Source organism: Pseudomonas putida group bacterium ESBL64 (assembly GCF_045277175.1).
Lineage (GTDB): Bacteria > Pseudomonadota > Gammaproteobacteria > Pseudomonadales > Pseudomonadaceae > Aquipseudomonas > Aquipseudomonas alloputida.
The window spans coordinates 4,450,189-4,474,703 of the sequence record NZ_CP145799.1; the positions used below are offsets into that span (position 1 = coordinate 4,450,189).

Genomic DNA, 24,515 nt, shown 5'->3' on the forward strand with positions numbered 1-24,515 from the left:
GACTTGAGCGGGAGAGGGCCCATGAACATCGTCAATATGATGTGGGCGGGTGGAACGCCTTACATGTCCATCCACAAGGTGCATCGGCAGGTCTTGTCGAATGCGGGTGCCGATGCCCGGATCAGTAACTGGCTGTTGCTGGGGAGCGGGCTCTGCTGTGGGCTCGGTTCGACCCGGGAATGGCATATGCCCTCACGTGCGCTCAAAGGGCGGCACTTGTGGCGCTTGCTGCGTCCGTGGCTGCGCATGCGCTTGCGCAAGGCATTGGCCGAGGCCGGGGCAGAAGTGGTGCTGCTCGACGGTATTGGTGTCGCCCGGTTGGTGCTGCCGTTGTTGCAGCGCATCACGCACGTGCGTGCCAAGGTACTGTTCCATGGCAAGACGCGTCTGCATGCCAGCGATATCCGCTTGTTGCAGATGTTTCCGTCCGAGCGTCTGAGTATCGCGGCGGTATCACAGACGTTGGCCGAGTCGCTGGAGCGTGACTTGGGCAGGCCGGTGCAGACGCTGCGCATGGCGCTCGACCCGCTTGCATTCGTCGAGCCTTTGCTGAACCGGGACCAGGCCAGGCAGGCGCTGAAGTTGCCTCAGGGCGCCGAGGTGATGCTGGGTGCGGTAGGGCGATTGGTAGAGAGCAAAGGCTTCGAAATGCTGATCGAGGCATTCGCCAGGGCCAGTGCACGGCAACCGGGCTTGCAGCTGGCGATCATTGGCGAGGGGCCGCAGCATGCCGTGCTGCAGCAGCGTATCGACGCGTTGGGCCTGGCCGAGCGCGTTCATCTGCGCGGTCACCGCGAAGACCTGCAGCAGCTGTATCGGGCATTCGACTGGCTATTGGTACCTTCGCGTTCCGAAGGCCTGGGGTTGGTGGTGCAAGAGGCGGTGATGGCCGATGTACCGGTGGTGTGCAGCGACCTGGAAGTGTTTCGCGAGCAGTTGCGCGACACGGGTGGCTACCTGCCGGTTGCCGACGAAAGCGCCTGGGCTGAGGCGATTGAGCGCTGTGCGGCGCTCAGTGCATCGACGATCGCCGCGAAGCAGCGCCAGGCACTGGCACCGGAGCAGGCCTGGCAGGCGTTCTGCAGCGGCTCGCAGAGCCTGTTGCGCAGCTGACCTTCAGCGTGTCAGCAAGGCTGCCTCGAAGGCGGCAAGGGGGAACCGGTCGCCCAGGTTCTCCCGCTCGATATAGCGCACCATGTGCTGCACATTGCGTCGAATCATGCGGGCTGACAGTGGCGGGCGCAGAAAGCGCATGTCGGCCACGTCGATCAAGCCCAGACGCTGGTCGGGGGTGACCACCACGTTGCCCAAGTGCAGCGAGCGGAAATAAACGCCGCTGCGGTGCAACTGGCGGATCAGTTCGATCAGGCGTGGCAGGTAAGTGTCCCAGCTGAAGCCGTCATCGCGCGACATCTGCAGCAGCGTCCGCCCAGGTAGCGGGCGATACAGCACCGCAGTGCGGCCCGGCAGGTCGAGCTTGTGCTGGCTGATCACTTCGAGGGTAGGGATGCCCAGTTGCGCCAGGCGTGCGGCGTTATCGACGAAACGCTGCGAGTAAGGACGTAGCAGTGCAGATGAAATCAGCCGCTTCCTACGAAAAACCTTGAGGAAATTTCCATCTGTGAGCAGGTAGACTTTGGCGCCATGGCTGTCTGCCTCAAGCACCTGTGCGCCGAGTGTCAGCTGATCGAAGTCGACCTGGGTGAGCCGGGAGCATTGCATGAATAGAGCCTTGTCGTCTGGCGATCAAAATGACCGGCAATAATGCCGAAAATAATGCTGTAGCACCATGGATGGTGTTTCTGATTCATCGGGGGAAAGGATGTTGTATCAAAAAAACTGGGCACAAGCGTGGTTAGGTTTGGGCCTGGTCTGGTTCCTGGCGGCGATTGCCCTGGCACCCAGCAACAAGGTTTATCAGCAAGGTCTGGTGTTGTTCTTGTGGCTGCCAACGCTGGTATTGGCTTGGTCGGCCCGAGGTGTGCTGGTGCAAGCCTGGAGGCGGCAACCGGCGCTGTGGGGGAGTGTGCTGCTGCTGTTGGCCTGGAGCGGCCTGAGCCTGGCATGGTCGCCCGCCGAGGAGCCCATGCGCGAGCTCAAGCGCTTGCTCTACATCCTGGTGTTCCTGCTGGCGTTTCCGCTGTTGGCCCAGCTTGGCCAAGCCCGCATTCGTCAGTTATTGCTGCTTGGCAGCGCGCTGCTGGCCATCGCTGCGTTAGTCTCCATCATCAAGTTCTATGGGGTGCAGCGTGCGCCTCTGCTGTTCAGGCTGGCGGGTATCGGCGAAATATCCCACCCCATCCTGGGGGCCTATGTCATTGGTTCGGCTGTGCTCTTGATGCTCTACGAGCCACCTCGGCGGCGTGGCTTGCAGGTGTTGTGGCTGGCGGCACTGGCTTGCCTGGGGGCCTTCGCCATGCTCAGCCAGAGCCGTGGTGCGGTTCTGGCACTGGTGATTACCGTGGTGATGGCGCCGTTGTGGTTCCGTGACCGCCACAGCCGGGTGTTCTCTGTTCTGGCACTGCTTGCCACCGGCCTGGCCTTTTTGGCCGTGTACGACGTTATCGCCCAACGGGGCTCGTCCTACCGGCCGGAAATTTTCCATGCCGTGGTCCAGATGATAGCTGCGCACCCTTGGACTGGTCTTGGTCTGGGGGCTGCTTACGAAGTGAGCGCCGTCGGCATGCACTTCGATCACACCCACAACATGTTCACCCATGTTGCCGTTGAGATGGGCTTGCCCGGCATGTTGCTGTGGGTAATGGTGTGGCTGTTCACGCTGGGCGAAATCGTGCGCGCCCGTGGCACCCTGCTCGGCAAGGTCCTGCTGGGCTTCTGGGTCTATTCGACCCTGGCCATGCAGTTCGATGCCGCCAGCCTCACCGGTACGCCACGTGCCGAATGGTTCATCAGCTGGCTGCCGGTGGGCCTTGCCATGTTGCTGCCATGGGGGCGTGCCGAAAATGACGCCTGTGGTAAAATTGCCGGTTCAACCTGAACAGCGAGCTCGATAATGGCCGAAACACCGCGACCAGCGGAGCACACCTCCAGCCTGAAGATCTACTTCCGGCTGTTGAGCTATGTGAAACCCTATGTCGGCATTTTCCTGCTGAGCATTGTCGGTTTCGTGATCTTTGCCTCGACCCAGCCAATGCTGGCCGGCATTCTCAAGTACTTCGTCGATGGGCTGAGCAACCCCGAAGCGGTATTGTTCCCCAACGTCCCCTACCTGCGTGACCTGCAATTGCTGCAGGCGGTGCCGCTGCTGATCATCCTGATCGCTGCGTGGCAGGGCCTGGGCTCGTTCCTCGGCAACTACTTCCTGGCCAAGGTCTCTCTGAGCCTGGTGCATGACCTGCGGGTGGCGTTGTTCAACAAGCTGTTGGTGTTGCCCAACCGCTACTTCGACAACCACAACTCCGGGCACCTGATTTCGCGCATTACCTTCAATGTGACCATGGTCACTGGCGCCGCTACCGACGCCATCAAGGTGGTAATCCGCGAAGGCCTGACCGTGGTGTTCCTGTTTGCCTACCTGCTTTGGATGAACTGGCACCTGACCCTGGTGATGGTTGCCATCTTGCCGGTGATCGCGGTTATGGTCAGCATCGCCAGCAAGAAATTCCGCAAGCAGAGCAAGAAGATCCAGGTAGCCATGGGCGACGTCACCCACGTTGCCTCGGAAACCATCCAGGGTTACCGCGTGGTCCGTAGCTTCGGTGGCGAGGCCTACGAACAGCAGCGATTCGGCCAGGCCAGCCAGAGCAACACCGACAAGCAACTGCGCATGACCAAGACCGGCTCGCTGTACACGCCGATGCTTCAGCTGGTGATCTACAGCGCCATGGCTGCGCTGATGTTCCTGGTACTGTTCCTGCGCGGTGAGTCCACTGCCGGTGACCTGGTGGCTTATATCACCGCTGCCGGCCTGCTGCCCAAGCCGATTCGTCAGTTGTCGGAAGTCAGCTCGACCATCCAGAAGGGCCTGGCAGGTGCCGAAAGCATCTTCGAGCAGCTGGACGAAGCGCCTGAAGTGGACACTGGTACGGTCGAGAAGGAGCGCGTGGAAGGGCGCCTGGAAGTGCGCAACCTGAGCTTCACTTACCCGGGTACCGAGCGTGAAGTGTTGAGCGACATCAGTTTTGTCGCCGAGCCCGGGCAGATGATTGCCCTGGTCGGCCGCTCCGGCAGTGGCAAGTCTACCCTGGCGGCCCTGATTCCACGCTTCTATCACCACGACAAGGGGCAGATCCTGCTCGATGGCGTGGAGATCGAGCACTATCGCCTGCGCAACCTGCGTCGCCATGTTTCGCAAGTCACCCAGCATGTCACCTTGTTCAACGACACCGTGGCCAACAACATCGCGTATGGCGATCTGGCCGGCGCGCCGCGCGCAGACATCGAAGCCGCCGCGGCCGATGCCTATGCCAAGGAATTCGTCGACCGGCTGCCAAAGGGCTTCGATACCGAAGTGGGTGAGAACGGTGTACTGCTTTCCGGGGGCCAGCGCCAGCGCCTGGCAATTGCCCGTGCGCTGCTTAAAAACGCGCCGTTGCTGATCCTCGACGAAGCGACGTCGGCGTTGGATACAGAGTCCGAGCGGCATATCCAGGCCGCCCTGGACCACGTGATGCAAGGCCGTACCACGCTGGTGATTGCCCATCGCCTGTCGACCATCGAGAAGGCCGACCAGATCCTGGTGATGGACCAGGGCCGCCTGGTCGAGCGCGGTACTCACACCGAGTTACTTGCGGCTAATGGCCATTATGCCCGTCTGCATGCCATGGGGCTGGATGAGCCGGCCAAGGCCGATATCACCTGAACCCTCCTTGATCGGGGCCGTTATGGCCCCGATTGTCACGGGAATTTTCCAGGGATGATCTGGCCATAAAGCCATTGACTACCCTGTGCTAATATCCTGCCCCTGTTCATTATTTCCATATGGGTTGCCCATGAAGTTGTCCATGCCGCGTTTCGATCAAGCCCCGGTACTGGTGGTCGGCGATGTCATGCTCGACCGCTACTGGCATGGCGGTACTTCGCGTATTTCGCCTGAAGCGCCAGTCCCGGTGGTCAAGGTCGATCAAATCGAGGATCGCCCCGGCGGCGCGGCCAACGTTGCCTTGAACATTGCTGCGCTGGGCGCGCCGGCTTCGCTGATCGGCGTCACCGGCCAGGATGAGGCTGCTGACAGCCTGGCCAACAGCCTGCAGGCTGCCGGTGTCCGTTCGGTATTCCAGCGCATCGCGCACCAGCCGACTATCGTCAAGCTGCGGGTCATGAGCCGTCACCAGCAGCTGCTGCGTATCGATTTCGAAGAGCCGTTCGCCACCGACCCACTGTCGCTGGGCGCGGAGGTCGACAGCCTGCTCGAAGGCGTCAAGGTGCTGGTCCTGTCCGACTACGGCAAAGGTGCATTGAAGAACCACCAAAACCTGATCCAGGCGGCGCGGGCCAAGGGCATTCCGGTGCTGGCCGACCCCAAGGGCAAGGACTTTTCCATCTACCGTGGCGCCAGCCTGATTACCCCGAACCTCAGCGAGTTCGAGACCATCGTTGGCCGTTGCGTCGATGAGGCCGAACTGGTCGCCAAGGGCTTGCAGTTGCTGCAGGACCTGGACCTGGGCGCCCTGCTGGTCACCCGCGGCGAGCATGGCATGACCCTGCTGCGCGTTGGTCAGCCTGCGTTGCACCTGCCTGCACGGGCACGCGAGGTGTTCGATGTGACCGGTGCCGGCGATACTGTCATCTCCACCCTTGCCGCAGCCATTGCCGCGGGTGAGGACCTGCCCCATGCGGTGGCCCTGGCCAATCTGGCGGCGGGCATTGTGGTCGGCAAGCTGGGTACGGCTGCCATCAGCGCCCCTGAGCTGCGTCGGGCCATCCAGCGTGAGGAAGGCTCCGAACGCGGCGTGCTGGGCCTTGAGCAACTGCTGCTGGCCATTGATGACGCGCGGGCGCACAACGAGAAGATTGTCTTTACCAATGGCTGCTTCGACATCCTGCATGCCGGGCATGTCACCTACCTGGAACAGGCGCGGGCCCAGGGTGATCGCCTGATCGTTGCGGTAAACGACGATGCCTCGGTCAGCCGCCTGAAAGGGCCGGGCCGGCCGATCAACAGCGTTGACCGGCGTATGGCCGTGCTGGCCGGTTTGGGCGCGGTGGACTGGGTGATCAGTTTCCCGGAAGGCACCCCGGAAAACCTGCTGAGCCAGGTCAAGCCGGATGTGTTGGTCAAGGGTGGAGACTATGGCATCGACCAGGTGGTTGGCGCTGATATCGTCAAGGGCTATGGCGGCACCGTGAAGGTGCTGGGGCTGGTCGAGAACAGCTCGACCACGGCGATTGTCGAGAAAATTCGCAAGAACTGATCTGACCTTGGGGCCGTTGTGGCGGCCCTCGGCTGGGGCGGGTTTACCCGCCCCAGCAAGCAGGCGAAAGCTCCCGGGATGTCACTTGTTCAGCGAGGTCCGCGCCCGCTCCAGCAGCGCTCGCGCCTTGTCGCCAAACCTTTGCAAGTGCGACGCCCTTGCGGGCTTGCTTTCCACCAACCCCTGCTGCTTCACCCAATCCTTCCAGCGTACCCGTTCATCTGCCACCACCCAGCCTTCCTGCCGGGCAAAACTTTCTGCCAGGTACAGCCCACGCGTACTCGCCGGCACCAGCTCATCCTTTTTCAGCGTGTACAGCTCTGCCAGTGGCTGGCCGTCCTTCAATGGCATCAGGTACAGGTCGGGGCGTTTGCGGTTGAGCCGCGCCACCAGCTGGTCGCCCTCCAGCCGCTCGTCAACGTGGAACAAGCTGAGTTTCTTGGCGTCCCGGGGCACTTGCAGGCGCATGTCATAGATCAGCTGTAGCGAAGCGGTGGGCAGGTGCACATAGGCCCGTGGGCGCTCCAGGAGCATCAGCTTGCCGCAATGCACCGGGCGTGCGGCACCGGACTCCGGAGCCAGCACGAAGTGGGGTGTTTCGCGGTAGTGCAGGGCGGCGGCGTAGGGGATGGGCAGCCAGGTGTCGTTGAAGCGCCCGCCCAGCCAACCTTCCGGGGTTTCCAGCAGGCACTCCTCGGCCACTTCCTGTACGGCCGTGTGCAGCGGCAGGTTCAGCTCCTGCGCCGGTACATAACCGGAAATCAGTTTCAGTACCACATCGCCACGGTCTTGTCGGCGCTGACGCACCAGTACCCAGTAATCGCGGTTCTGCCAATGCAGCGTGAGGCGCACTGACACGCCCAGGTTGGCCAGTTCGACCACGAAGTGTTGTGTATCGGGTAACTGGATGGCCTTGCGCCGTTGCTGGGTCTGGGCAAAGTTCAGCGGCATGCCGATGCTTTGGTAAATCAAGCCTTCGGGCGTGGCCTCGACATGCAGTGGCAGTGTCTTGAAGTTGCTCGGGTTCTTGCGGATCAGCGTTCGCGCCACGAGGCTCCTCCTTGCGTCGGGTCAGTCTCCAGTCCCTGAATCGGGAGCCTGAGGTAACTCAATGCTGGCCCAGGATACGGGCGACGGTGGCCACGTTGTGGGCCAGGTGCAACGGGTTGATGGTGCCGACAATAGCACTGCTGACGCCCGGGTGGGCGAACAGCAGCTCGAAGCTGGCCTGCACCGGGTCGACGCCCGGGGCCAGGCAGATATGCCCGCTCGCCAAGGCCTTCTTTACCAGGATGGCCTTGCCGTGTTCGGCAGCGTAGTCCAGCACCGGGCGTTCTGCCTGTTCGTTGAGGTTGTAGGTGACCATGGCGCAGTCGCCTTGCTCCAGTGCCTTCAGGCCGCCGGCGACGGTCTTGCCGGACAGCCCGAAACCGAGGATCTTGCCCTCCTGCTTGAGTTCGGCCAGGGTCTGGTAGACCTCCTGCTGTTCGAGGATGGCCAGGTCGTTGCCGTCGGAATGCACCAGCACCAGTTCGATGCGGTCGGTTTCGAGCCGGCGCAGGCTGCGCTCCACCGAGCGGCGGGTGTGGGCAGCGCTGAAGTCGAAATGCGACAGGCCTTCCTCGAACTCTTCACCAACCTTGCTGACGATTACCCATTCATCACGTTGGCCGCGCAGCAGCGGGCCCAGGCGTTCTTCGCTACGGCCGTAGGCCGGGGCGGTGTCGATCAGGTTGATGCCAAGCTCGCGGGCCTGGGCCAGTAACAGGCGGGCTTCCTCATCGCCGGGGATCGTGAAGCCAGTGGGGTACTTCACGCCCTGATCGCGGCCCAGCTTGACCGTGCCGAGGCCCAGTGGAGAGACCGTGAGGCCGGTGCTGCCCAGCGGGCGATGGAATGCGTGCAGGGTTGGCAGGCTCATGGCAGCAACTGCTCCCAGGCCGGTACGCTCAGTGGAGGGCGTGGGAGGTCGGCCAGGTCGGCCTGTGCTTGTGGACGAATGCCGTCGCGCTCCAGGTGGCTGATTACCCGGTCGCTGAAGTCCGGTGCCAGTGCCAGTTTGGTTGGCCAGCCCACCAGCAGGCGCTGCTGGTCGGCAAGGAAGGCGTTGTCCGGGCGTGCCAGGCCGGATTGTGCAGGCTCAGCGCGGTCGACGCGCAGTGTGGCCCAGCGCACCAGGCTCTGATCGACCCAGGGCAGCAGGTTGGCGATTTCCTTCTGCGCTGCGGCAATCTGCGCTGCAGGCTCGCGCGCCACGCCATCGGCTTCGGCCAGGTCCCCACCGAGGTACCAGACCCACTGGCCATCGGCTGCCGGATGGGTGGTCACCGTTACCCGCGGCTTGGGCCCGCCGCCGAGGCAGTGGGCGTACAAAGGTTTCAGGTTCGGGCCCTTGGCCATGACCATGTGCAGCGGGCGGGTTTGCATGGCCGGCTGATCCAGGCCCAGCGCCTGCAGCAAGCCTTCGGTGCCGGCTCCGGCACTCAATACGATGCGCTGGGCACGGATTTCCCGGTCGTCCACGCGTAGGCCGACCAACGCATTACCTTCACGCAAGGGTTCGATGCGTTCACCTGCCAGCAAGGACTCGCCGGCCAGCTCGGCCAGGTTGGCCAGCAAGCTCGGGACATCGATCACCAGTTCCGCCAGGCGATACACCTTGCCCTTGAACGCGCGGTCCTGCAGTGCCGGTGGCAGCTGGTCACCCTTGACCTGGTCGACCCGGCCGCGCACGGCCTTGCTGGCGAAGAAGCTTGTGAGGTTGCCGGCCAAGGTGCCCGGCGACCACAGGTAGTGGGCATCGGAGAGCAGGCGGGTACGCCCGAGGTCGAGTTCGCCGTTGCCGGCCAAGGCTTCGCGCCAGCGGCGCGGCATGTCGGCGATGGCTTCCGAGGCACCGGTCAGGGCGCCGTGCAGGGCGTATTTGGTGCCGCCGTGGATGATGCCCTGCGACTTGATGGTCTGCTCGCCGCCAAGGCTGGCGCGCTCCACCAGCACTGTCGAGTAGCCCAGGCGGCGCAGGCGGGCATTGAGCCAGAGGCCTGCGACCCCGGCGCCGACGATCAGCACGTCAGTGGAAATGGCAGATGGCATGGCGGTACCTCGAAGACTGGGACAGCTGGCAAGTATACAGGCTATACCTGAGATGGCCCTATCGTCGGCGAGCCCCGCACACGGGCTCTCAATGCCCAGCGGTCTTCGAGAACAGCTGAATCACCACCACGCCACCCACGATCATGGCCATGCCAAGCATCGCCGGCATATCCAGCTTCTGCCCATAGATCACCAGCGCCGCCACACTGATCAGCACAATCCCCAGGCCCGACCAGATGGCGTAGGCAATCCCCACCGGAATGCTGCGGACTACCAGCGTCAGCATCCAGAACGCAATGCCATAGCCAACCACCATCAGCAGCAGTGGCAAGGGCGTGCTCAGGCCTTTCACCGCTTTCATCGAGGCGGTGGCGATGACTTCGGCGCAGATGGCAATGGCGAGGTAGGTGTAGGCATTCATGGCGGGATCCTCCGTTACTGAGCGGGCATTCTAGACGTTGCCTGGATGGGGTAAAGTCATTACCTATCAATGTGGGAGATAGGTTGATGGCCGAGCAGTGGAACCTTGAACAATTGCGTACCTTTTTGCGCGTTGCAGAACTGCGCTCGTTCTCCGCGGTGGCACGTGAGCAGCACAAAGCCCAGTCGGCGATCAGCAGTGCCATCGCGCTGCTCGAAACCGACCTAGGGGTCACCCTGTTCGAGCGCAGCAGCGGCCGGCAACCGAAATTGACTGAAAACGGCAGCGCCTTGCTGGAAGACGCCCGCGAATTGTTACGCCAGTGCGAACGCCTGGATGGCCGCGCCCTGGCCCTGATGCGCGGGCAGGAGGCCTTGCTGCGGGTCGCGCAGGACGAAGCCATGCCGTATCAGCCGGTGATCGACAGCCTCGACGAACTGGCGAGCCGCTACCCGTTCCTGGAGGTGCAACTGGCCAGCGGAGCCCAGGGCGATGTGGCGCGCAAGCTGGTGGAGCGGCGCGCCGATCTGGGCCTGTTCTTCCTCCACGAAAGCATCCCGGCTTCCTTGGAACGCCGTGCCTTGGGCAGCGTGGAGATGGTCACGGTGTGCGCGGTCGGCCACCCGCTGGCGGGCGAAGGCCGGGTCACTCGCCAACAATTGGCCCGCCACCGGCAGTTGCTGATCACGCCACAACAAAGCGGTTACCCCGGCGGCGAGGCGATTAGCCCGCAGGTATGGCGTGCCGACAGCTTCTACGCCATGGCCGAACTGCTGATGCGCGGCCTGGGCTGGGCCTGGTTACCCCGGCATGTGGTGCAGTACCCGACCTACCAGGCGCACATGGTCGAACTGGACAGCGACTGGCGGCCCCCGGCCTTGGTGGCAGAGCTGGCCTGGCGCCGCGATGAACCTCTGGGCCCGGCCGCGCAGTGGCTGGCCGAGCGCTTTGCAGTGCACCTTCGCGCGATCGGGTAGACTTAGCCGCCATGAACAGAACTCTCTATACCTTGCTGTTTCACCTGGGCCTGCCGCTGGTTGCGCTGCGCCTGTACCTGCGCGCGCGCAAGGCACCGGCCTACGGCCAGCGTATCGGCGAGCGCTTTGCTTTCAAGCTGCCGGCCATGCGCCAGGGTGGTATCTGGGTACACGCGGTATCGGTGGGCGAGAGCATTGCTGCCGCACCCATGGTGCGTGCCTTGCTCAAGGCTTACCCGGAGCTGCCGATCACACTGACCTGCATGACCCCTACCGGCTCTGAACGCATTCGCGCCCTGTTCGCCAACGAACCACGCGTGCAGCATTGCTACCTGCCCTACGACCTGCCTTGGGCGGCGGGGCGTTTTCTCGATCATGTGCAGCCTAAGCTGGGCATCATCATGGAAACCGAGCTTTGGCCCAACCACATTCACCAGTGTGCCAGGCGCGGCATTCCGGTGGCGCTGGCCAATGCGCGCTTGTCCGAGCGCTCGGCCCGTGGCTATGGGCGCTTTGCCAGGCTGACCCGGCCGATGCTGGCCGAGATGAGCCTGATTGCCGTGCAGACCGAAACCGAGGCCCAGCGCTTCCGTGACCTGGGTGCACGCCCTGAGCGCGTGCAAGTCACCGGTTCGATCAAGTTCGACCTGACGATCGACGAACAGCTGCTGCCGCGCGCCAGGGCATTGCGTGAACAGTGGGGGGGCGGCCAGCGCCCTGTGTGGATCGCCGCCAGCACCCACGACGGTGAAGATGACTTGATCCTGCAGGCGCATCGGCAGTTGTTGCAGGTGCATGGCGATGCCTTGCTGATTCTGGTGCCGCGCCATCCCGAGCGCTTCAATGCAGTGCATGCGTTGTGCAGCGAGCAGTTCACCACCGTGCGCCGCTCTGCCGGCACGCTGGTCGATGCGCAAACGCGGGTATTGCTGGGCGACACCATGGGCGAACTGCTGTTCCTGTATGCCCTGGCCGACATTGCCTTCGTCGGTGGCAGCCTGGTGCCGACCGGTGGGCACAATCCGTTGGAGCCTGCGGCGCTGGCCTTGCCGGTGCTCATGGGGCCGCATGTGTTCAACTTCCTCGAAATCAGCGCGATGCTGCGCGAGGCGGGGGCGTTGCAGCAGGTGGATGATGCTGACGGGCTGGCCGGTGCGGTGCGCCGTCTGGTGGAACTGCCGCAGGACGCCCAGCGCATCGGCGAGGCGGGCAGGGCGGTGATGCGGGCCAATCAGGGGGCTTTGCAGCGATTGCTCGAGGGTCTGGGGGCCTTGATCCGCTGATAACCGACATATCCACTCAAAGACCCGGTCTAGAGTGGATATGTCTGATTCTGGTTATTTATTCCTACGGCGTAAGTTATAACTTCCTACACTGGATTTCTCGCCGTTAGGAAACTTCCTACGAATAGACTTTAAAAGTCAGAAGTGTCACACGCTTGCGTCGGAAGCTTGTAGGACGTTTGTCCTATTGCTTCGGGCTAGTATCGCCTCATGTCCGGTTTTCATAAGAGGTGGCGTGATGGCTGATTTATCTGATGGCAATGCCAACACTATTGAAAGTGGGCTGGTGTGTCTTATCACGCTGGCGCGTTACCATGGTGTTGCCGTCTCTGCCGAGCAGTTGCAGCACGATCATGCAGCAGCGGGTGAGCGTTTCTCCACCTGCACACTACTTCGGGCATTTCAGCAACTGGGCCTCAAGGCCAAACACCGTAGCATCGATCCGGCCCGGCTGCAGCATACGCCCTTGCCCGCTATTGCAGTGGATACGCGTGGTGAATACTTCATCATCGCGCGCGTGGAGGGCGAGCAGGTTCTGGTGCAGGACCCCCATTCCCGCGCACCGCAAGCGCTGACCCTCGCGGAACTGGTGGTGCGCTGGTCGGGAGAACTCATTCTGGTTCGCTCCGATGCCCAGTTGCCCCTTGGGCTGTCACGCTTCGACTTTACCTGGTTCATACCTGCCCTGGTGAAGTACAGGCGGCTATTTGGCGAAGTGCTCGTGGTTTCCCTGGTCATTCAGATACTGGCTTTGCTGACGCCTTTGTTCTTTCAGGTGGTAATGGACAAAGTCCTGGTGCATCGCGGTTTGACCACGCTGGATGTTATCGCCTTGGGTTTATTGGTCGTCGTTCTATTTGAAACATTGCTGAGTGGGTTGCGTACCTATGTGGCAGCTCATACAGCGTCAAGAATCGATGTCGAACTGGGTGCAAAACTGTTCAGGCATTTGATCGATCTTCCAACCGCCTACTTTCACGCCAGGCGAGTCGGTGACTCGGTTGCCCGAGTGCGAGAACTGGAGAACATCAGAAGTTTCTTGACCAACAACAGCATCACGCTAGTGCTGGATGTGCTGTTCTCGGTGGTCTTCATCGCTGTCATGTTCCTCTATAGCGGATGGTTGACGCTGGTCGTCGTTGGCTCGCTGCCTTTCTACTTTCTCGTATCCCTGGTCGTTACTCCGCTACTGCGGGCGTTGATTGATCAAAGCTTCCAACGCGGCGCCGAGAACCAGGCTTTTTTGGTCGAGGCGGTCAACGGCATCGACACACTGAAGTCGATGGCCGTGGAACCTCAGGTGACCCGGCGCTGGAATGATCAGTTGGCCGCTTATGTATCTGCCAGTTTCAAGACCCAGAACCTTTCCAGTCTGGCCAATGAAAGCGTCGGCCTGATCGGCAAGCTGGTCACGGTAGCCACCTTGTGGCTGGGGGCCCGGCTGGTCATCGAAGGCGCACTCACGGTGGGCGAGCTGATCGCCTTCAACATGCTCGCAGGGCGCGTGTCGCAGCCCATCATCCGCCTGGCCCAACTCTGGACCAGCTTCCAGCAGACAGGGGTATCGATTCAACGCCTGGGTGACATTCTCAACACCCGTACCGAGGTCAACCAAGGCAAGGGCACGGTGCTGCCCACACTTGTCGGGCAGATCGAACTCGATCGTGTGTGTTTTCGCTATCGGCCGGACGGGGGCGAAGTGGTGCGCGATGTCAGCCTGAAGATCGCCGCCGGAGAAGTGATAGGCGTTGTAGGTCGCTCGGGGTCAGGCAAGAGCACGCTGACACGCTTGATTCAGCGGCTGTACTCACCTGAGCGGGGGCGGGTATTGCTCGACGGTGCTGACCTGGCGGTAGCCGATGTGGCGTCACTGCGTCGGCAGATCGGCGTGGTGTTGCAGGACAACGTGCTTTTTCGGCGCACCGTGCGCGAGAACATTGCCCTCGGCAACCCAGCAGCACCGCTTGAAGAAGTGATCGCCGCAGCGACGCTGGCGGGTGCTCACGAGTTCATCCTCGAATTACCGGATGGCTACGAAACCCTGATTGGTGAGCACGGCGCCAGCCTGTCGGGTGGGCAGCGACAGCGCATAGCCATCGCCCGAGCGCTGTTCGGCAACCCACGCATCCTCATTTTCGACGAAGCCACCAGTGCGCTGGACTATGAGTCCGAACGGATCATCCAGCAGAACATGGCGCGGATTTGCGCGCAGCGCACGGTCATCATCATTGCCCATCGGCTTTCGGCAGTACGCCATGCCGACCGCATCGTGGTCATGGAGCGTGGGCAGATCATCGAGCAAGGGACTCATGATGAGCTGCTTGGTTATCCACAGGGCACCTATGCCTACCTGCATCAACTGCAGCTCGGGGCCGCCGTATGAGTGTGGCGTTCAAAGACCTTGCCGAGCGCTACCGGGATGCGTGGAGGACGGCATGGCGAAAGCGCCGGAGCATGGACGGCCCCGTACATGAGCCCGACGAACTGGCCTTTTTACCTGCGGCACTGTCCTTGCAGGAAACGCCAGTGCATCCCTTGCCGCGCTACCTGCAGTGGAGCCTGCTGATGTTCATCGGGCTGGCGCTTGCCTGGGCTTGCATCGGTGAGATCGATGTCATCGCCAGTGCCGAAGGCAAGATCGTGCCCAGTGGCAGGAGCAAGTTGATACAGGCCAGCGAGGTCGCGGTGGTGCAGTCGATCCACGTCGTCGATGGCCAGCCGGTGCGCAAAGGCGATGTGCTGGTCGAGCTGGAAGGGCAGTTGACCGAGGCTGATATCAAGCGCCTAGGCAGCGAACTGCTGGCTGCGCAGATCGACCAGGCCCGCGCCAGCACACTGCTGAGTGCGCTGGACGGCGATGTGGCACCTGCCTCCCTGGCACCACTGATACCGCAGGCCACGGCCGCGCAGCAGGCAGGCGCGCAGCGCTGGCTGGAGGGGCAATACCTGGAGTTACAGGCCACGCTGGAACAGGCCGATGCCGAAATCGGTCAACGCGCTGCCGAAATCCGTTCCGCCCAGGGCCGGGCTGACGCGCTCCGGCAACTGTTGGTGATCACCCGCCAACTGACGGCGGATTACAAGCTGTTGTTCAGCGAATCGGCCGTGGCCAAGCACACCTACCTGGAAAAGGAGCAGGCCCGCCTGGAGCAGGAACGCGAACTGGCACTCCAGCGCTCGCGCATAGACGAACTGAACGCTGCACGGCTTGCTGCTCAGCACCGCCGTAGCGGTGCCATTGCCCAATTGCGCAGAGCCATGCTCGACCTTCACGGTGAGGCGCAACGGCGCATTGCAACCCTTGAGCAGGAGTTGAACAAGGCCGAGCAGCGGCATCGCCTCAAGGTACTGACATCCCCCGTTGACGGCACCGTCCAGCAGTTGGCGATCCATACACAGGGCGGGGTGGTTACACCCGCGCAGACACTGATGGTCATTGTGCCGACGGGCGAGCCGGTGGAAGTGGAAGTGAAAGTCGAGAACAAAGATATCGGCTTTGTATATCCGGGGCAGCCAGTGGAAGTGAAAGTTGAGACGTTCACGTTTACCCAGTACGGGGTTGTCCCGGGGGTGGTGGAGAGTATTTCTGACGATGCCATTGAAGATGAGAAGCGAGGGTTGGTTTATAGCGCTCGAGTCCGCCTGGGTAAGGAAATAATGCGTGTAGGAAAACAGGATGTTCCGTTGACGGCGGGTATGTCAGTGCGTGCGGAGGTTATTACGGATAAGCGCAAGGTTATAAGTTATTTTCTAAGGCCTTTGCGGCGACATGTGCAGGAAAGTTTAACGGAGCGCTAAGTGATTACTGGTGAGGGTGATAACAGATGGACGCGAATCGGCTACGAGAAAAAAGCGGCTGGAGAATGCTGTACGAAATTATATGGAATGCACTGAGGGTTAGCGCAGCGGTCGCGTTGTGTCTTCCCGCAAGCTGTGTTGCTTTAGCAGTGGCGACTGTTGCTTTAAGCGAGAAATCGAAGCCGGTCGCACCCCCTGCGCCAAAAGTATGTGGTGTGGTGTCCGGTGTTATGTATGAGTTTTCAAGCGAATATGTTCCTTTCTGGCCGGAATATGAGGATGAAGGAAATTATAAGAGAGGTTCTGGCGGCGTTGATAGAGGGTGTGAATCAAATTTATATTCTTTAAGTCTGGCCATGAACTGGCCTGAGTTAACGCCGGGAAACTATTTCTCAGAGACGTTTAGTGGAATCGTAGTGACGCTTGAACCATGGCCCGCTGGTGAGAGGGGACTGCGCGAAACCTTTGATTTTTTCATTTCCGAGGCAACTTATAAGCAGCGAGAGGCCAAGGTGTTTGATAGACAATTAGGTTTGAATCGAGTGGAAGGTGTTGATAGCGTTTTCCCCAATTCACCACGGATGATTTTCTGGTCTGAAAGAAATGGGCATATGGAGCAAATTGGAAGGTGTAGTTGGAGTAAGTATAGGTCTAAATACCATCGGTGTCATTTTAGATATTTGCTGGAGGGCAGTAAAACTATTGTAAAGATTGATTTTGGATGGGACAAATTAAGCGAGTGGGGTGAGATGGTGTCGCGTGTCAAGAAATTCTTGGCATCTAATGGGGTGTAAGGGTGATTTTTTAATGATGAAGTTAACCTCTTCTGATTAGGGGCAGTAAGTGGAAATTAAAGTTGAGGTGTTAACGTTTGCCAAGTACGGGGATGTCCAAGGGGGAGAGTATTTCTGATGACGATATTGAAGATGAGCGGCGCGGCGCTGATGTATAGCGCTCAAATAGAACTGGCCAAGGATATTTTACGCGTAGGGGATAAAGACGCACCGCTGACAATATGTATGGCTGTGCGTGCAGAAGTGATTGTGGATGGGCGCAGAGTTATCAGTTTCTTCTTGAACCCCCTGCAGCGGCACAGTGGTTCAGATGCGTTTGGGGCTGGGAGCAGCATTTCCGTGTTGTGCGAGAGAAATTTTGGAAAAGTTTATGCGTTGTCTGAAGCGCAGTTTGCTTAGTGCCTGATATGGGCAGTCTGGCTCTAGGGAGGGGTGATGATTAGTTTCAGGTATATCTTTCTCTTTGTGAAGGTGCTGTTCGGAAAGCTAATTGCGCTGTGTAGAAGATTTGGTTTGGTGCTGTGGGGTTCTAGCAAATTGTTGTTGTTGCTAAGTGTGGTGTGGTTGTTGGTCTCCATTGTTATTGCCCCGACTTGGGCGCCGAAGAAGCTGACGACCCCTAATCCAATGGTGTGTGGAAAGGTCTCGGGTGTTGTTTATGAGCTCCCTAGGAGGTATGTGATCTATTGGCCTGAGGATGAGGGCAAGAGTTCTTGGGAGCCGGTATTTATAAATATCAAAAAAGGCTGTGGTGCAAACTTGGCGTCACTCTATATGGCAATGAGTTGGCCGGAGATGCAGCCCGTCTCTTACGGTGAGGCGACGTCTTTTCGCTTTGATGGGATATCGGTCGCAATTGGGCCTTGGCTGCATGGGGAAGCAGGGTTGAGAAAACAGCTCCAGCATTATCTTCGTGAAACACCCGCGGCTCTAGTTAAGGCTAGCAAGCTGAACGAAGATCTCGGCCTAAATTTTCTCGAGGGTGTTGATAGTGAATTCCCTAATCGGCGCAAGGGCTTTTTCTGGCTGGAGGCCAAGGGACGTATGCAATACATCGGTTATTGCAACTGGGTGGAACCCAAGGTCAATTACTCGCGTTGCTATTTGAAGTTTTTGATACCCGGAGGGGATGCAATTGTTAATGTGGAGTTTTTATGGGAGAGGCTTGGGGAGTGCCATAACATTGCTTTGGCAGTGGGTGAGTTTTTCATGAATGCTGCTAGGTATCGGGTCGATAAATGATCAGGATGGAAATGTCCGATGTGGAGGAGGCGCGTCAGGCTTAGCGTGATAAGAGGGATGGCTCTCGTGAGTGTTGATTTTTTGCGAGGTGAGTTGAGGTGTGTGGTTAGTGGAGTTGAAGAGTTGCAAGGCGAGGTGTAAGGCAAGGAGAAGGAAAATGATCAAAGTTAGATTCTGCCCCTTTTGGTTGTATGTCCGAGAAAGCTTGAAGGAGCGCTAAGTCATTATGAGAAAAATACCATGTTTGTTTTTCCTATGGGCTTGGAGTTTTTTGAGGCTTTGCTCCGCTGTACTCTTGTTGATTCCCGTGCTGATGATGATAGTTGTGGCCTGGAAGAGCGAACCTTGGAAGCCAGGGGAGAAGGTAACGTTTGATCCTTTCGTGTGCGGCAGAATTTCAGGGGAAGTGTATAGGTTCTCGAGGTTGTACTTTCCATTTTGGCCAGAATATGAGGGAAAAAGCTCTTTTGATCCTGGCTTTATTTATAACAAAAAAGGCTGTGACGCAAACCTAGTATCTGTATTTTTGTCAATGACCTGGCCAGAGCTCGACCCGGCGGATGACAGTTTAGTGTTCCGGCAGGGCTTGGAGCATGAGGGGCTGTTGGTCGCAGTGGCCCCGATAACTGCAAGAGAGGGGGATTTACGGCGTCAACTCGAGTTTCTTTTGCGGAAAAGCCCAGCAGAAACAATAACGCTTGCTGAGTACGATGAGTCAAGCAGCCTCTATCGTGTAGAGGCGCGTGACACGGTTTTTGAAAATCACAAGAAGCTTATCTATTGGCAGGGTGAGCTCGATGACTTGGCTGCTGTAGGGTATTGCAGCTGGCGTCCGAAAGTTCCGAATTACTATTCGTGCAGAATGACATTTGTAGTGTTTGGAGACGTACTCGTCAAGGTGATAATGCGCCCTGATAAGTTAATGCGGTGGTTGGAAGTGAGGCGCTCAGTGGTCGATTTTTTAATTAATAGCAGAAGATGAGGTGGCAAATGTCGGGGTTGACCAAAGAGGATATAGCGGCTGCACGTAGCATTTTTGAGTCCAAAGGTGTTGGTGATATGTATGACTACATGGCTATGAAGGGGGATCGATATGCCGTGCTTGCCAATGGCGTTGCTAAAGGCAACTCCATAGCAGGGTTGGCTGCTATAAATTTCATGAAACGAACTGAGGCAGATGCCGGGCGCCCCATGAGCGAGGCAGATGTTGAAGAAGTAAGATTGGAAATGGGGAAAGCTTATTTGGAGCTTCAAGAGCGCAGGGTGATGGATGGTACGTTAGATGGTGATCCAAATCATATGGAGGTTTGGGATTTCCATAGTGACGTATTTAAAAGCTTGGGTAGGTCGAAAGATGCCTGGACTTTGAATTCTGTGTTTGAGTTAACCGATCCGGAGTATCGCGAGTCATATTGGAAAAAGGTACTGGATGCGGCGGGAAGCCCGGGTAGTGAGTTTTGGTTGTCCATTCAGACTGATAGTAGAATGGCTAATAGCACTGTAGTGGCTCCGGATGATATGCGTGGCATGGCCAAGTATTGGAAATCTCGTATTGATTCGCCGACCGCCATTGCATCTTTTCTTTATTCAATAGGAGAAGTTGCGGGAAATGGCTCGGCCAGTGTGATCTCCGAACTCGTAGATTCTGAGAACCCAGGGGCTATAGATCCATCCTTGAACATCGAAATCACCCCCACAACCGAATCCCGCCGCGACCTCCAAGGCCAGGACGATATCCGCAATGACGTCTCCAACGGCTACGTCGATCGTCGCCTGACCCACAGTATCGCATTCACCGACAGCACCCTCGACAACACCGACTTCACCTCCGCTCAGTTGGGCAGTTTGGCCAGCGGTGGTGTTCGCCCCGGCGAGCTCCAGATCGACCCCAACGTGCGACCCAATCAGCATCTGGCTCAGTTCTATCGTGATGGCAATGAACAACCGGATTTCAGCCTGCGCAATGCCGTGGTACTCAACGGGTTGGCAGCAATGACTACGCTGAACACGTTTGTCGACCCGCTCTTGCTCGACCTGAGCGGCAAGGGCGTTGGCCTGACGGGTATCGAGGAAGGCGTACTGTTCGATATCGATAACAGTGGTTCACTGCGCCGCACCGGCTGGGCAGACCGGCTGAGCGGCATGCTGGTGCATGACAACGGTACCGGCCAGGTGAGCAACGTCAGCCAGCTGTTCTCCGAATACTACGGCGGCAAGGCAGGCAGCGACGGCAGCTCTGGTGAAACACCGTTCAAGGATGGCTTCGCCGCCCTGGCAAGTGTTGACGCCAACGCCGATGGCGTCATCAACGTTGAAGACGCCGTCTGGGCGCAATTGAAAGTGTGGGTCGATGGCAACCACGACGGGCGTGCCGATGCCGGTGAGCTGAGGGCATTGCAGGAGCATGGCATTAGCCAGATCAAGCTCGGCCAGGTCGAGCCGGTAGGAGAGGTGCGTCAGGGTAACGAGGTCATTTCCCGAGGCGCTTTCACTGTTAATGGTGAGGACCGGGAAGTACTGGCGGTGAGGTTTCTCGCCGATACCGTCGGTAATCGGATCGAGGCCCAGGAGGGTGGCACTCTACTGACTTCGTCAAGCGGGCCCACTTCCCGAAGGGCCTACATCAGCCAGAGTGCTCAAGGCAGCACGCTGGACGCCGCAGCGCTCGGCGTACAGACGCTTTACGGCAGCGCGGGCGATGATGTCTTGACCGCGGCCCCAGAGGGCAGTTGGCTGGTTGGTGGCGGTGGCAGCAACACCTATCACGGCGGGGCGGGCGACGATGTATTCGTGATCAGTGCCAGCGACGATTGGGCGAACATGCAGGGCAATGGTGGGCGCGACACGGCACTGATCGTGGGGGAGCATGGCGTTGGGCTGAACATGGCCAAGGCCGGGCTGACCATTGCGCAAGGCGGGCGGGGTAAGGACATCATCGCCAGCGGCGGTCAACGCGGAGTTTTCATCAAGGGCGGCTCGGGCGACAGCTTGCTGATTGGCGGTGGCGGCAACGATGTGCTGGTTGGCGGTACAGGCCGTAACGACATCATCGGTGGTACCGGCAAGTCGGTGATCTATGCGGGCCCCAAGGGGGATCGCATCCGGGCCTCGGCGGGCGGAAGTATCATTTACGCCGGTGGTGGCGCTGATCGGATTACGGGCGGTGCTGCCGATGACGTGATCGAGGCCGGACGCGGCGATGCCACGATCGACGGAGGCGCGGGCACCAACCTGGTCAGTTTGCATGGTGCTCACGACGAGTACCTGATCACACGTACCGAATCGGGCCACCTGATCACCGACACCGTGGCGGGACGAGATGGCCGCCTGAGCCTGAGCAACATCCAGAAACTCAGCTTCGCCGACATTGCTGCCATCGATCTTCTCGGCCGGGGCGCCATGCCAATCGGCGACAGGCTCTCGCCTGAGCAACTGGCTACATTCGCCACCACTGACACGGCGCTGATAGTCCCTGCAACGGCGCTGCTGGGCAATGACCAGCCACTTGGCAGCAGCGGGCCATTGCGCATCGCCTCAGTCAGCGCTGGCAAGGGTGCAACAGTGCGGCTGAATGAGCAGGGTGATGTGGAGGTCACGCCGTTGCCAGGCCATGACGGTGATGTCAGTTTCCGCTACGACTTGGTCGATGCTGCCGGCAACGCCTCCATGAGTGTGACCGAGGTGGGCAGTGCTGCATCAGCACCCTTGCGGGCAACGGTAACGTTGCGCCATGAACAATCCCCCGCTGACCCGCTGTCGGGGCGGCAGTGGTATCTGGACGAGATCAATGTCGCGCCGGTATGGCGTGACTTCACGGGCAAGGGGGTGAGGATAGGGCAGTTCGAGCCGGGTGGGGAGTTTGCCGTGGCGCCGGAAATCTTCGACATCGGGCACCCCGATCTCAAGCCGAATATCGATCCCATCTGGCTGCAAACCCAACGCACCAATGGCACGCTGCCCGCTCTGGCGTCCAATCATGCCACTCAAGTGGCTGGGGTCATGGTTGGCGCGCGCAATGATCAAGGAGGGATCGGCATCGCATATGAGGCGAAGATCGGCGGGCACTACCTGGCCAACAAAGGCGATGACCTGACCAATCTGGGGCAAATGGTCAACTACGACATAGCCAACAACAGTTGGGGTTTCAAAACGGACTTCGGACTTACAAATGTTCCAGAAGGAAAAGTCGATACTGCTCTGGCGCTGGCGTTCAGCACTACGCTTGCCGCCACCAACGGCCGTGGTGGGCTAGGCACCATCGTCGTCGCCTCTGGTGGCAACCAGCGCCATAAAGGCGGTAATGCACAGGGCTCGCTGACCAACAACAACCGCCACGCCATTGAAGTGGCGGCCATCAACGCAAAGGCAGACCTCTCGGTACTGCAAGCTGCCACGGCACCCTTTTCCAATCCAGGCTCCAGCTTGCTGGTCGCTGCACCGGGGAGCCATGTTCTATCCAGTGGCGTCAGCCTTGAAGCGGAGCGCGGTGCGTCGGTCGGCAGCGCCTACAGCACGACTCAGGGCACCAGCTTCGCCGCGCCGATCGTCTCAGGCGTGGTGGCGTTGATGTTGCAGGCCAACCCGGGGTTGGGTTATCGGGATGTTCAGCAGATCCTCGCACTGTCTGCGCGCAAAGTGGATGACGCATCAACCCAATGGGCTTACAACGCAGGGCGCAATTGGAATGGCGGTGGCATGCACGCCAGCCACGACTACGGCTTTGGCATGATCGACGCCCGCGCCGCGGTGCGCCTTGCCGAGTCCTGGGGGAGCCGGGCGACCAAGGCCAATGAACGGCTGCTGACAGCCAGCAGTGCACCAGTGGCTCAACAGGTTGCGGCGGGGCAGGTTGCGACTTTGTCTTTGACCCTGCCGGCTGATTTGCTGGTGGAGCATGTGGAGGTCGATGTCCACTCGATGGTCGGCCGCCTTGGCGACATGACGCTCACGCTGGTGTCGCCTGGCGGCACGCGCAGCGTACTGCTCGATCGCACAGGCAAGGCGCCGGGCTCGGGTGATGACGATCTGGGCGATTCGCGTTCAGGGGCGTTCAAATATGGGTTCATGTCGACCCATCATCGCGCAGAGCGCTCGGCTGGGGAGTGGAAGCTTGAGGTGCGTAATGCTGTTGCTGGCTTACCGCTAACGCTTGATCGCTGGACGCTGCGCCTCGTCGGCAGCCCCGGCACCACCGATGATGTCTATTACTTTACCGACGACTACGCGAACCTGGTGGCAGAAAACCCAGGGCGCGCGAAGCTTGACGATGCCATCAGCGGCACCGCTGGCGGGCGCAATACGTTGAATGCGGCTGCAGTAAGTCGCAGTATCTCGGTGGATCTGGCCAGCGGCAGCGCCAGTATTGCCGGTGCGGCGCTCACCATAGCCCCTGGTTCGGTGCAAAACCTTATCAGTGGTGATGGCGACGATACCTTGATCGCCGGGCCCGCCGGGGCATTACTGGATGGTGGCCGTGGGTACAATCTCCTCAAGGGGGGTGAGGGTACCGACCGCTTTGTCATCCACAGACGTGCAGGTGGTAACGATGTAGTCAAGCAGTTCGAGACTTCGCGTGAGGTGATCGACCTGGTCGGCTTTGGTGGTTCAGGGTTTGCTGACTTGCAGATGCAACAGGACGGCAATTCGACTGTGCTCGACCTTGGCAGTGGGCAGAAGCTGACGCTTGCGGACACTACGATTGCCGAACTGCGGTCAGCGAACTTCCGTTTCCTTGACGCTTTCACCGCTGCGCCAGGTTATTTCGAGGGCAGCCCTGAAGGGCAGACGACCCCGCCTGTCAGCGCGAATGTTCTGCTTACCGGTGGTGCAGGTGGCGTGTCGCTTGCCAGTGACGCATCCGGGCAGTTGGTGGCTTCGTTGGCAGGCACGGTATATTCCCCGCCGACGGTTGCGCCCAGCGTGTTTCTGGTGACAAAACAAGAAGGTGTGAGCGATTACAAGAACACCCTTCGGGGGTTCCGACACGGTATCGACAAGATTGACCTGACCCAGGTAGGCATCAGTCGCTTCGAGGATCTGCACGTCAGCAAAGTCCAGCGCTTCAAACTCAATGACTTTGCGCAGATTCACGGTGTAGCCGTTGATACCCAGGCAGTGCCGGGGCACGAAGGTATTGTGAAGATGCTGTACCTGGATGCGCTCGAAGTTGCGCAGGTGACAGCGGAGGACTTTATCTTCGCGCAGCCGGCAATGGTCACATCTGAAGCGGTTGCCGTGCCAGAGATTTCCGCCCTTTCAGCAGGGTCATCGCTGTTTGCTGTCGAGCACTCGCTACCGAGCCTGGGGAATCTTGTTGATGCAATGGCTGCGTTCGCCCCTGAACCTGCGGGACCTGTGCTAATCGGCGATATGTCGGCTCAACGCATCGACTCGACGATTGCCGTAGCCGCCTAGGCGTTGTCGTTCAGGGCTGGAGTGATATTGGAGGCCTATCGCCAGCAAGCCAGCTCTCACAGGTGCATCATGCCTTCAGGCCTGGCACGGTACGTGTGGGAGTGGGCTTGCCCGCGAAT

The 24,515-nt window shown here is 59.7% G+C and carries 18 protein-coding genes; 13 read left to right on the forward strand and 5 right to left on the reverse strand.

Going from position 1 to position 24,515, the window contains the following annotated elements:
- Nucleotides 1-21: 21 nt before the first annotated feature.
- Nucleotides 22-1,113 carry a glycosyltransferase gene (locus V6093_RS20215; RefSeq protein WP_265979343.1) on the forward strand — a complete coding sequence of 364 codons (1,092 nt, stop codon included), beginning with the start codon at nucleotides 22-24 and terminating at the stop codon, nucleotides 1,111-1,113.
- A gap of 3 nt (nucleotides 1,114-1,116) precedes the next feature.
- On the opposite strand, the gene V6093_RS20220 is transcribed toward V6093_RS20215, so the two are convergent.
- Complete coding sequence (locus tag V6093_RS20220) at nucleotides 1,117-1,722, reverse strand: hypothetical protein (RefSeq protein ID WP_003249444.1); 606 nt, start codon at nucleotides 1,720-1,722, stop codon at nucleotides 1,117-1,119.
- Between the two features lie 100 nt (nucleotides 1,723-1,822).
- Between V6093_RS20220 and V6093_RS20225 the strand changes: the two genes are divergently transcribed.
- The 3 genes from V6093_RS20225 (at nucleotide 1,823) to hldE (ending at nucleotide 6,374) form a co-directional block, all read left to right on the forward strand.
- On the forward strand, nucleotides 1,823-2,998 hold the full coding sequence (locus tag V6093_RS20225) for an O-antigen ligase (protein WP_004576601.1): 1,176 nt from the start codon (nucleotides 1,823-1,825) through the stop codon (nucleotides 2,996-2,998).
- 15 nt (nucleotides 2,999-3,013) lie between these two features.
- Nucleotides 3,014-4,822 (forward strand): lipid A export permease/ATP-binding protein MsbA, encoded by a 1,809-nt coding sequence (gene msbA / locus V6093_RS20230; RefSeq protein WP_003249447.1) that lies wholly within the window; start codon nucleotides 3,014-3,016, stop codon nucleotides 4,820-4,822.
- A gap of 130 nt (nucleotides 4,823-4,952) precedes the next feature.
- Nucleotides 4,953-6,374, forward strand: a complete 1,422-nt coding sequence (gene hldE, locus V6093_RS20235; RefSeq protein WP_003249449.1) for a bifunctional D-glycero-beta-D-manno-heptose-7-phosphate kinase/D-glycero-beta-D-manno-heptose 1-phosphate adenylyltransferase HldE — start codon at nucleotides 4,953-4,955, stop codon at nucleotides 6,372-6,374.
- An 81-nt stretch (nucleotides 6,375-6,455) separates the two neighbouring features.
- Here the strand turns inward: hldE and V6093_RS20240 are convergent, their stop codons facing one another.
- The 4 genes from V6093_RS20240 to V6093_RS20255 all read right to left on the reverse strand — a co-directional run bounded on the left by V6093_RS20240 (nucleotide 6,456) and on the right by V6093_RS20255 (nucleotide 9,888).
- Nucleotides 6,456-7,424, reverse strand: coding sequence for a hypothetical protein (locus tag V6093_RS20240; protein ID WP_003249451.1), 969 nt, complete (start codon nucleotides 7,422-7,424; stop codon nucleotides 6,456-6,458).
- A 58-nt stretch (nucleotides 7,425-7,482) separates the two neighbouring features.
- Nucleotides 7,483-8,295: an aldo/keto reductase gene (locus V6093_RS20245; protein ID WP_003249454.1), complete on the reverse strand. Its 813-nt coding sequence runs from the start codon at nucleotides 8,293-8,295 to the stop codon at nucleotides 7,483-7,485.
- Nucleotides 8,292-9,467 carry an FAD-binding oxidoreductase gene (locus V6093_RS20250; RefSeq protein WP_003249456.1) on the reverse strand — a complete coding sequence of 392 codons (1,176 nt, stop codon included), beginning with the start codon at nucleotides 9,465-9,467 and terminating at the stop codon, nucleotides 8,292-8,294. The genes V6093_RS20245 and V6093_RS20250 overlap by 4 nt, the downstream gene beginning before the upstream one ends.
- A gap of 88 nt (nucleotides 9,468-9,555) precedes the next feature.
- Entirely contained in the window at nucleotides 9,556-9,888 is a 333-nt protein-coding gene (locus V6093_RS20255) for a multidrug efflux SMR transporter (protein ID WP_004577390.1), read from the reverse strand.
- A gap of 86 nt (nucleotides 9,889-9,974) precedes the next feature.
- On the opposite strand from V6093_RS20255, the gene V6093_RS20260 reads away from it, so the two are divergent.
- The 9 genes from V6093_RS20260 to V6093_RS20300 all read left to right on the forward strand — a co-directional run bounded on the left by V6093_RS20260 (nucleotide 9,975) and on the right by V6093_RS20300 (nucleotide 24,396).
- Nucleotides 9,975-10,865, forward strand: coding sequence for a LysR family transcriptional regulator (locus V6093_RS20260; protein WP_003249460.1), 891 nt, complete (start codon nucleotides 9,975-9,977; stop codon nucleotides 10,863-10,865).
- 11 nt (nucleotides 10,866-10,876) lie between these two features.
- The gene (gene waaA / locus V6093_RS20265) at nucleotides 10,877-12,148 is read left to right on the forward strand and encodes a lipid IV(A) 3-deoxy-D-manno-octulosonic acid transferase (protein ID WP_265979340.1); all 1,272 of its coding nucleotides are present in this window, start codon (nucleotides 10,877-10,879) and stop codon (nucleotides 12,146-12,148) included.
- 238 nt (nucleotides 12,149-12,386) lie between these two features.
- Nucleotides 12,387-14,531, forward strand: coding sequence for a type I secretion system permease/ATPase (locus V6093_RS20270; protein ID WP_265979338.1), 2,145 nt, complete (start codon nucleotides 12,387-12,389; stop codon nucleotides 14,529-14,531).
- Nucleotides 14,528-15,946, forward strand: a complete 1,419-nt coding sequence (locus tag V6093_RS20275) for an HlyD family type I secretion periplasmic adaptor subunit (RefSeq protein ID WP_047604653.1) — start codon at nucleotides 14,528-14,530, stop codon at nucleotides 15,944-15,946. The genes V6093_RS20270 and V6093_RS20275 overlap by 4 nt, the downstream gene beginning before the upstream one ends.
- 65 nt (nucleotides 15,947-16,011) lie before the next feature.
- Nucleotides 16,012-16,740 carry a hypothetical protein gene (locus tag V6093_RS20280; protein ID WP_155293967.1) on the forward strand — a complete coding sequence of 243 codons (729 nt, stop codon included), beginning with the start codon at nucleotides 16,012-16,014 and terminating at the stop codon, nucleotides 16,738-16,740.
- Between the two features lie 117 nt (nucleotides 16,741-16,857).
- A complete protein-coding gene (locus tag V6093_RS20285; protein WP_047604654.1) occupies nucleotides 16,858-17,139 on the forward strand; it encodes a hypothetical protein in 282 nt (93 codons plus the stop codon).
- A gap of 36 nt (nucleotides 17,140-17,175) precedes the next feature.
- The gene (locus V6093_RS20290; protein WP_047604655.1) at nucleotides 17,176-17,982 is read left to right on the forward strand and encodes a hypothetical protein; all 807 of its coding nucleotides are present in this window, start codon (nucleotides 17,176-17,178) and stop codon (nucleotides 17,980-17,982) included.
- A 226-nt stretch (nucleotides 17,983-18,208) separates the two neighbouring features.
- Nucleotides 18,209-18,964, forward strand: a complete 756-nt coding sequence (locus V6093_RS20295) for a hypothetical protein (protein WP_047604656.1) — start codon at nucleotides 18,209-18,211, stop codon at nucleotides 18,962-18,964.
- Nucleotides 18,965-18,972: 8 nt separating this feature from the next.
- Nucleotides 18,973-24,396 (forward strand): S8 family serine peptidase, encoded by a 5,424-nt coding sequence (locus tag V6093_RS20300; RefSeq protein WP_406669594.1) that lies wholly within the window; start codon nucleotides 18,973-18,975, stop codon nucleotides 24,394-24,396.
- Nucleotides 24,397-24,515: the final 119 nt, after the last annotated feature.

Coding starts and splice junctions, on each gene's coding strand:
- msbA (WP_003249447.1), top strand. CDS start 3,014: ATGGCCGAAACACCGCGACCAGCGGAGCACACCTCCAGCCTGAAGATC.
- V6093_RS20270 (WP_265979338.1), top strand. CDS start 12,387: ATGGCTGATTTATCTGATGGCAATGCCAACACTATTGAAAGTGGGCTG.
- V6093_RS20260 (WP_003249460.1), top strand. CDS start 9,975: ATGGCCGAGCAGTGGAACCTTGAACAATTGCGTACCTTTTTGCGCGTT.
- V6093_RS20295 (WP_047604656.1), top strand. CDS start 18,209: ATGAGAAAAATACCATGTTTGTTTTTCCTATGGGCTTGGAGTTTTTTG.
- V6093_RS20280 (WP_155293967.1), top strand. CDS start 16,012: ATGCTGTACGAAATTATATGGAATGCACTGAGGGTTAGCGCAGCGGTC.
- V6093_RS20220 (WP_003249444.1), bottom strand. CDS start 1,722: ATGCAATGCTCCCGGCTCACCCAGGTCGACTTCGATCAGCTGACACTC.
- V6093_RS20290 (WP_047604655.1), top strand. CDS start 17,176: ATGATTAGTTTCAGGTATATCTTTCTCTTTGTGAAGGTGCTGTTCGGA.
- V6093_RS20225 (WP_004576601.1), top strand. CDS start 1,823: ATGTTGTATCAAAAAAACTGGGCACAAGCGTGGTTAGGTTTGGGCCTG.
- hldE (WP_003249449.1), top strand. CDS start 4,953: ATGAAGTTGTCCATGCCGCGTTTCGATCAAGCCCCGGTACTGGTGGTC.
- waaA (WP_265979340.1), top strand. CDS start 10,877: ATGAACAGAACTCTCTATACCTTGCTGTTTCACCTGGGCCTGCCGCTG.
- V6093_RS20255 (WP_004577390.1), bottom strand. CDS start 9,888: ATGAATGCCTACACCTACCTCGCCATTGCCATCTGCGCCGAAGTCATC.
- V6093_RS20285 (WP_047604654.1), top strand. CDS start 16,858: ATGACGATATTGAAGATGAGCGGCGCGGCGCTGATGTATAGCGCTCAA.
- V6093_RS20300 (WP_406669594.1), top strand. CDS start 18,973: ATGTCGGGGTTGACCAAAGAGGATATAGCGGCTGCACGTAGCATTTTT.
- V6093_RS20250 (WP_003249456.1), bottom strand. CDS start 9,467: ATGCCATCTGCCATTTCCACTGACGTGCTGATCGTCGGCGCCGGGGTC.
- V6093_RS20215 (WP_265979343.1), top strand. CDS start 22: ATGAACATCGTCAATATGATGTGGGCGGGTGGAACGCCTTACATGTCC.
- V6093_RS20245 (WP_003249454.1), bottom strand. CDS start 8,295: ATGAGCCTGCCAACCCTGCACGCATTCCATCGCCCGCTGGGCAGCACC.
- V6093_RS20275 (WP_047604653.1), top strand. CDS start 14,528: ATGAGTGTGGCGTTCAAAGACCTTGCCGAGCGCTACCGGGATGCGTGG.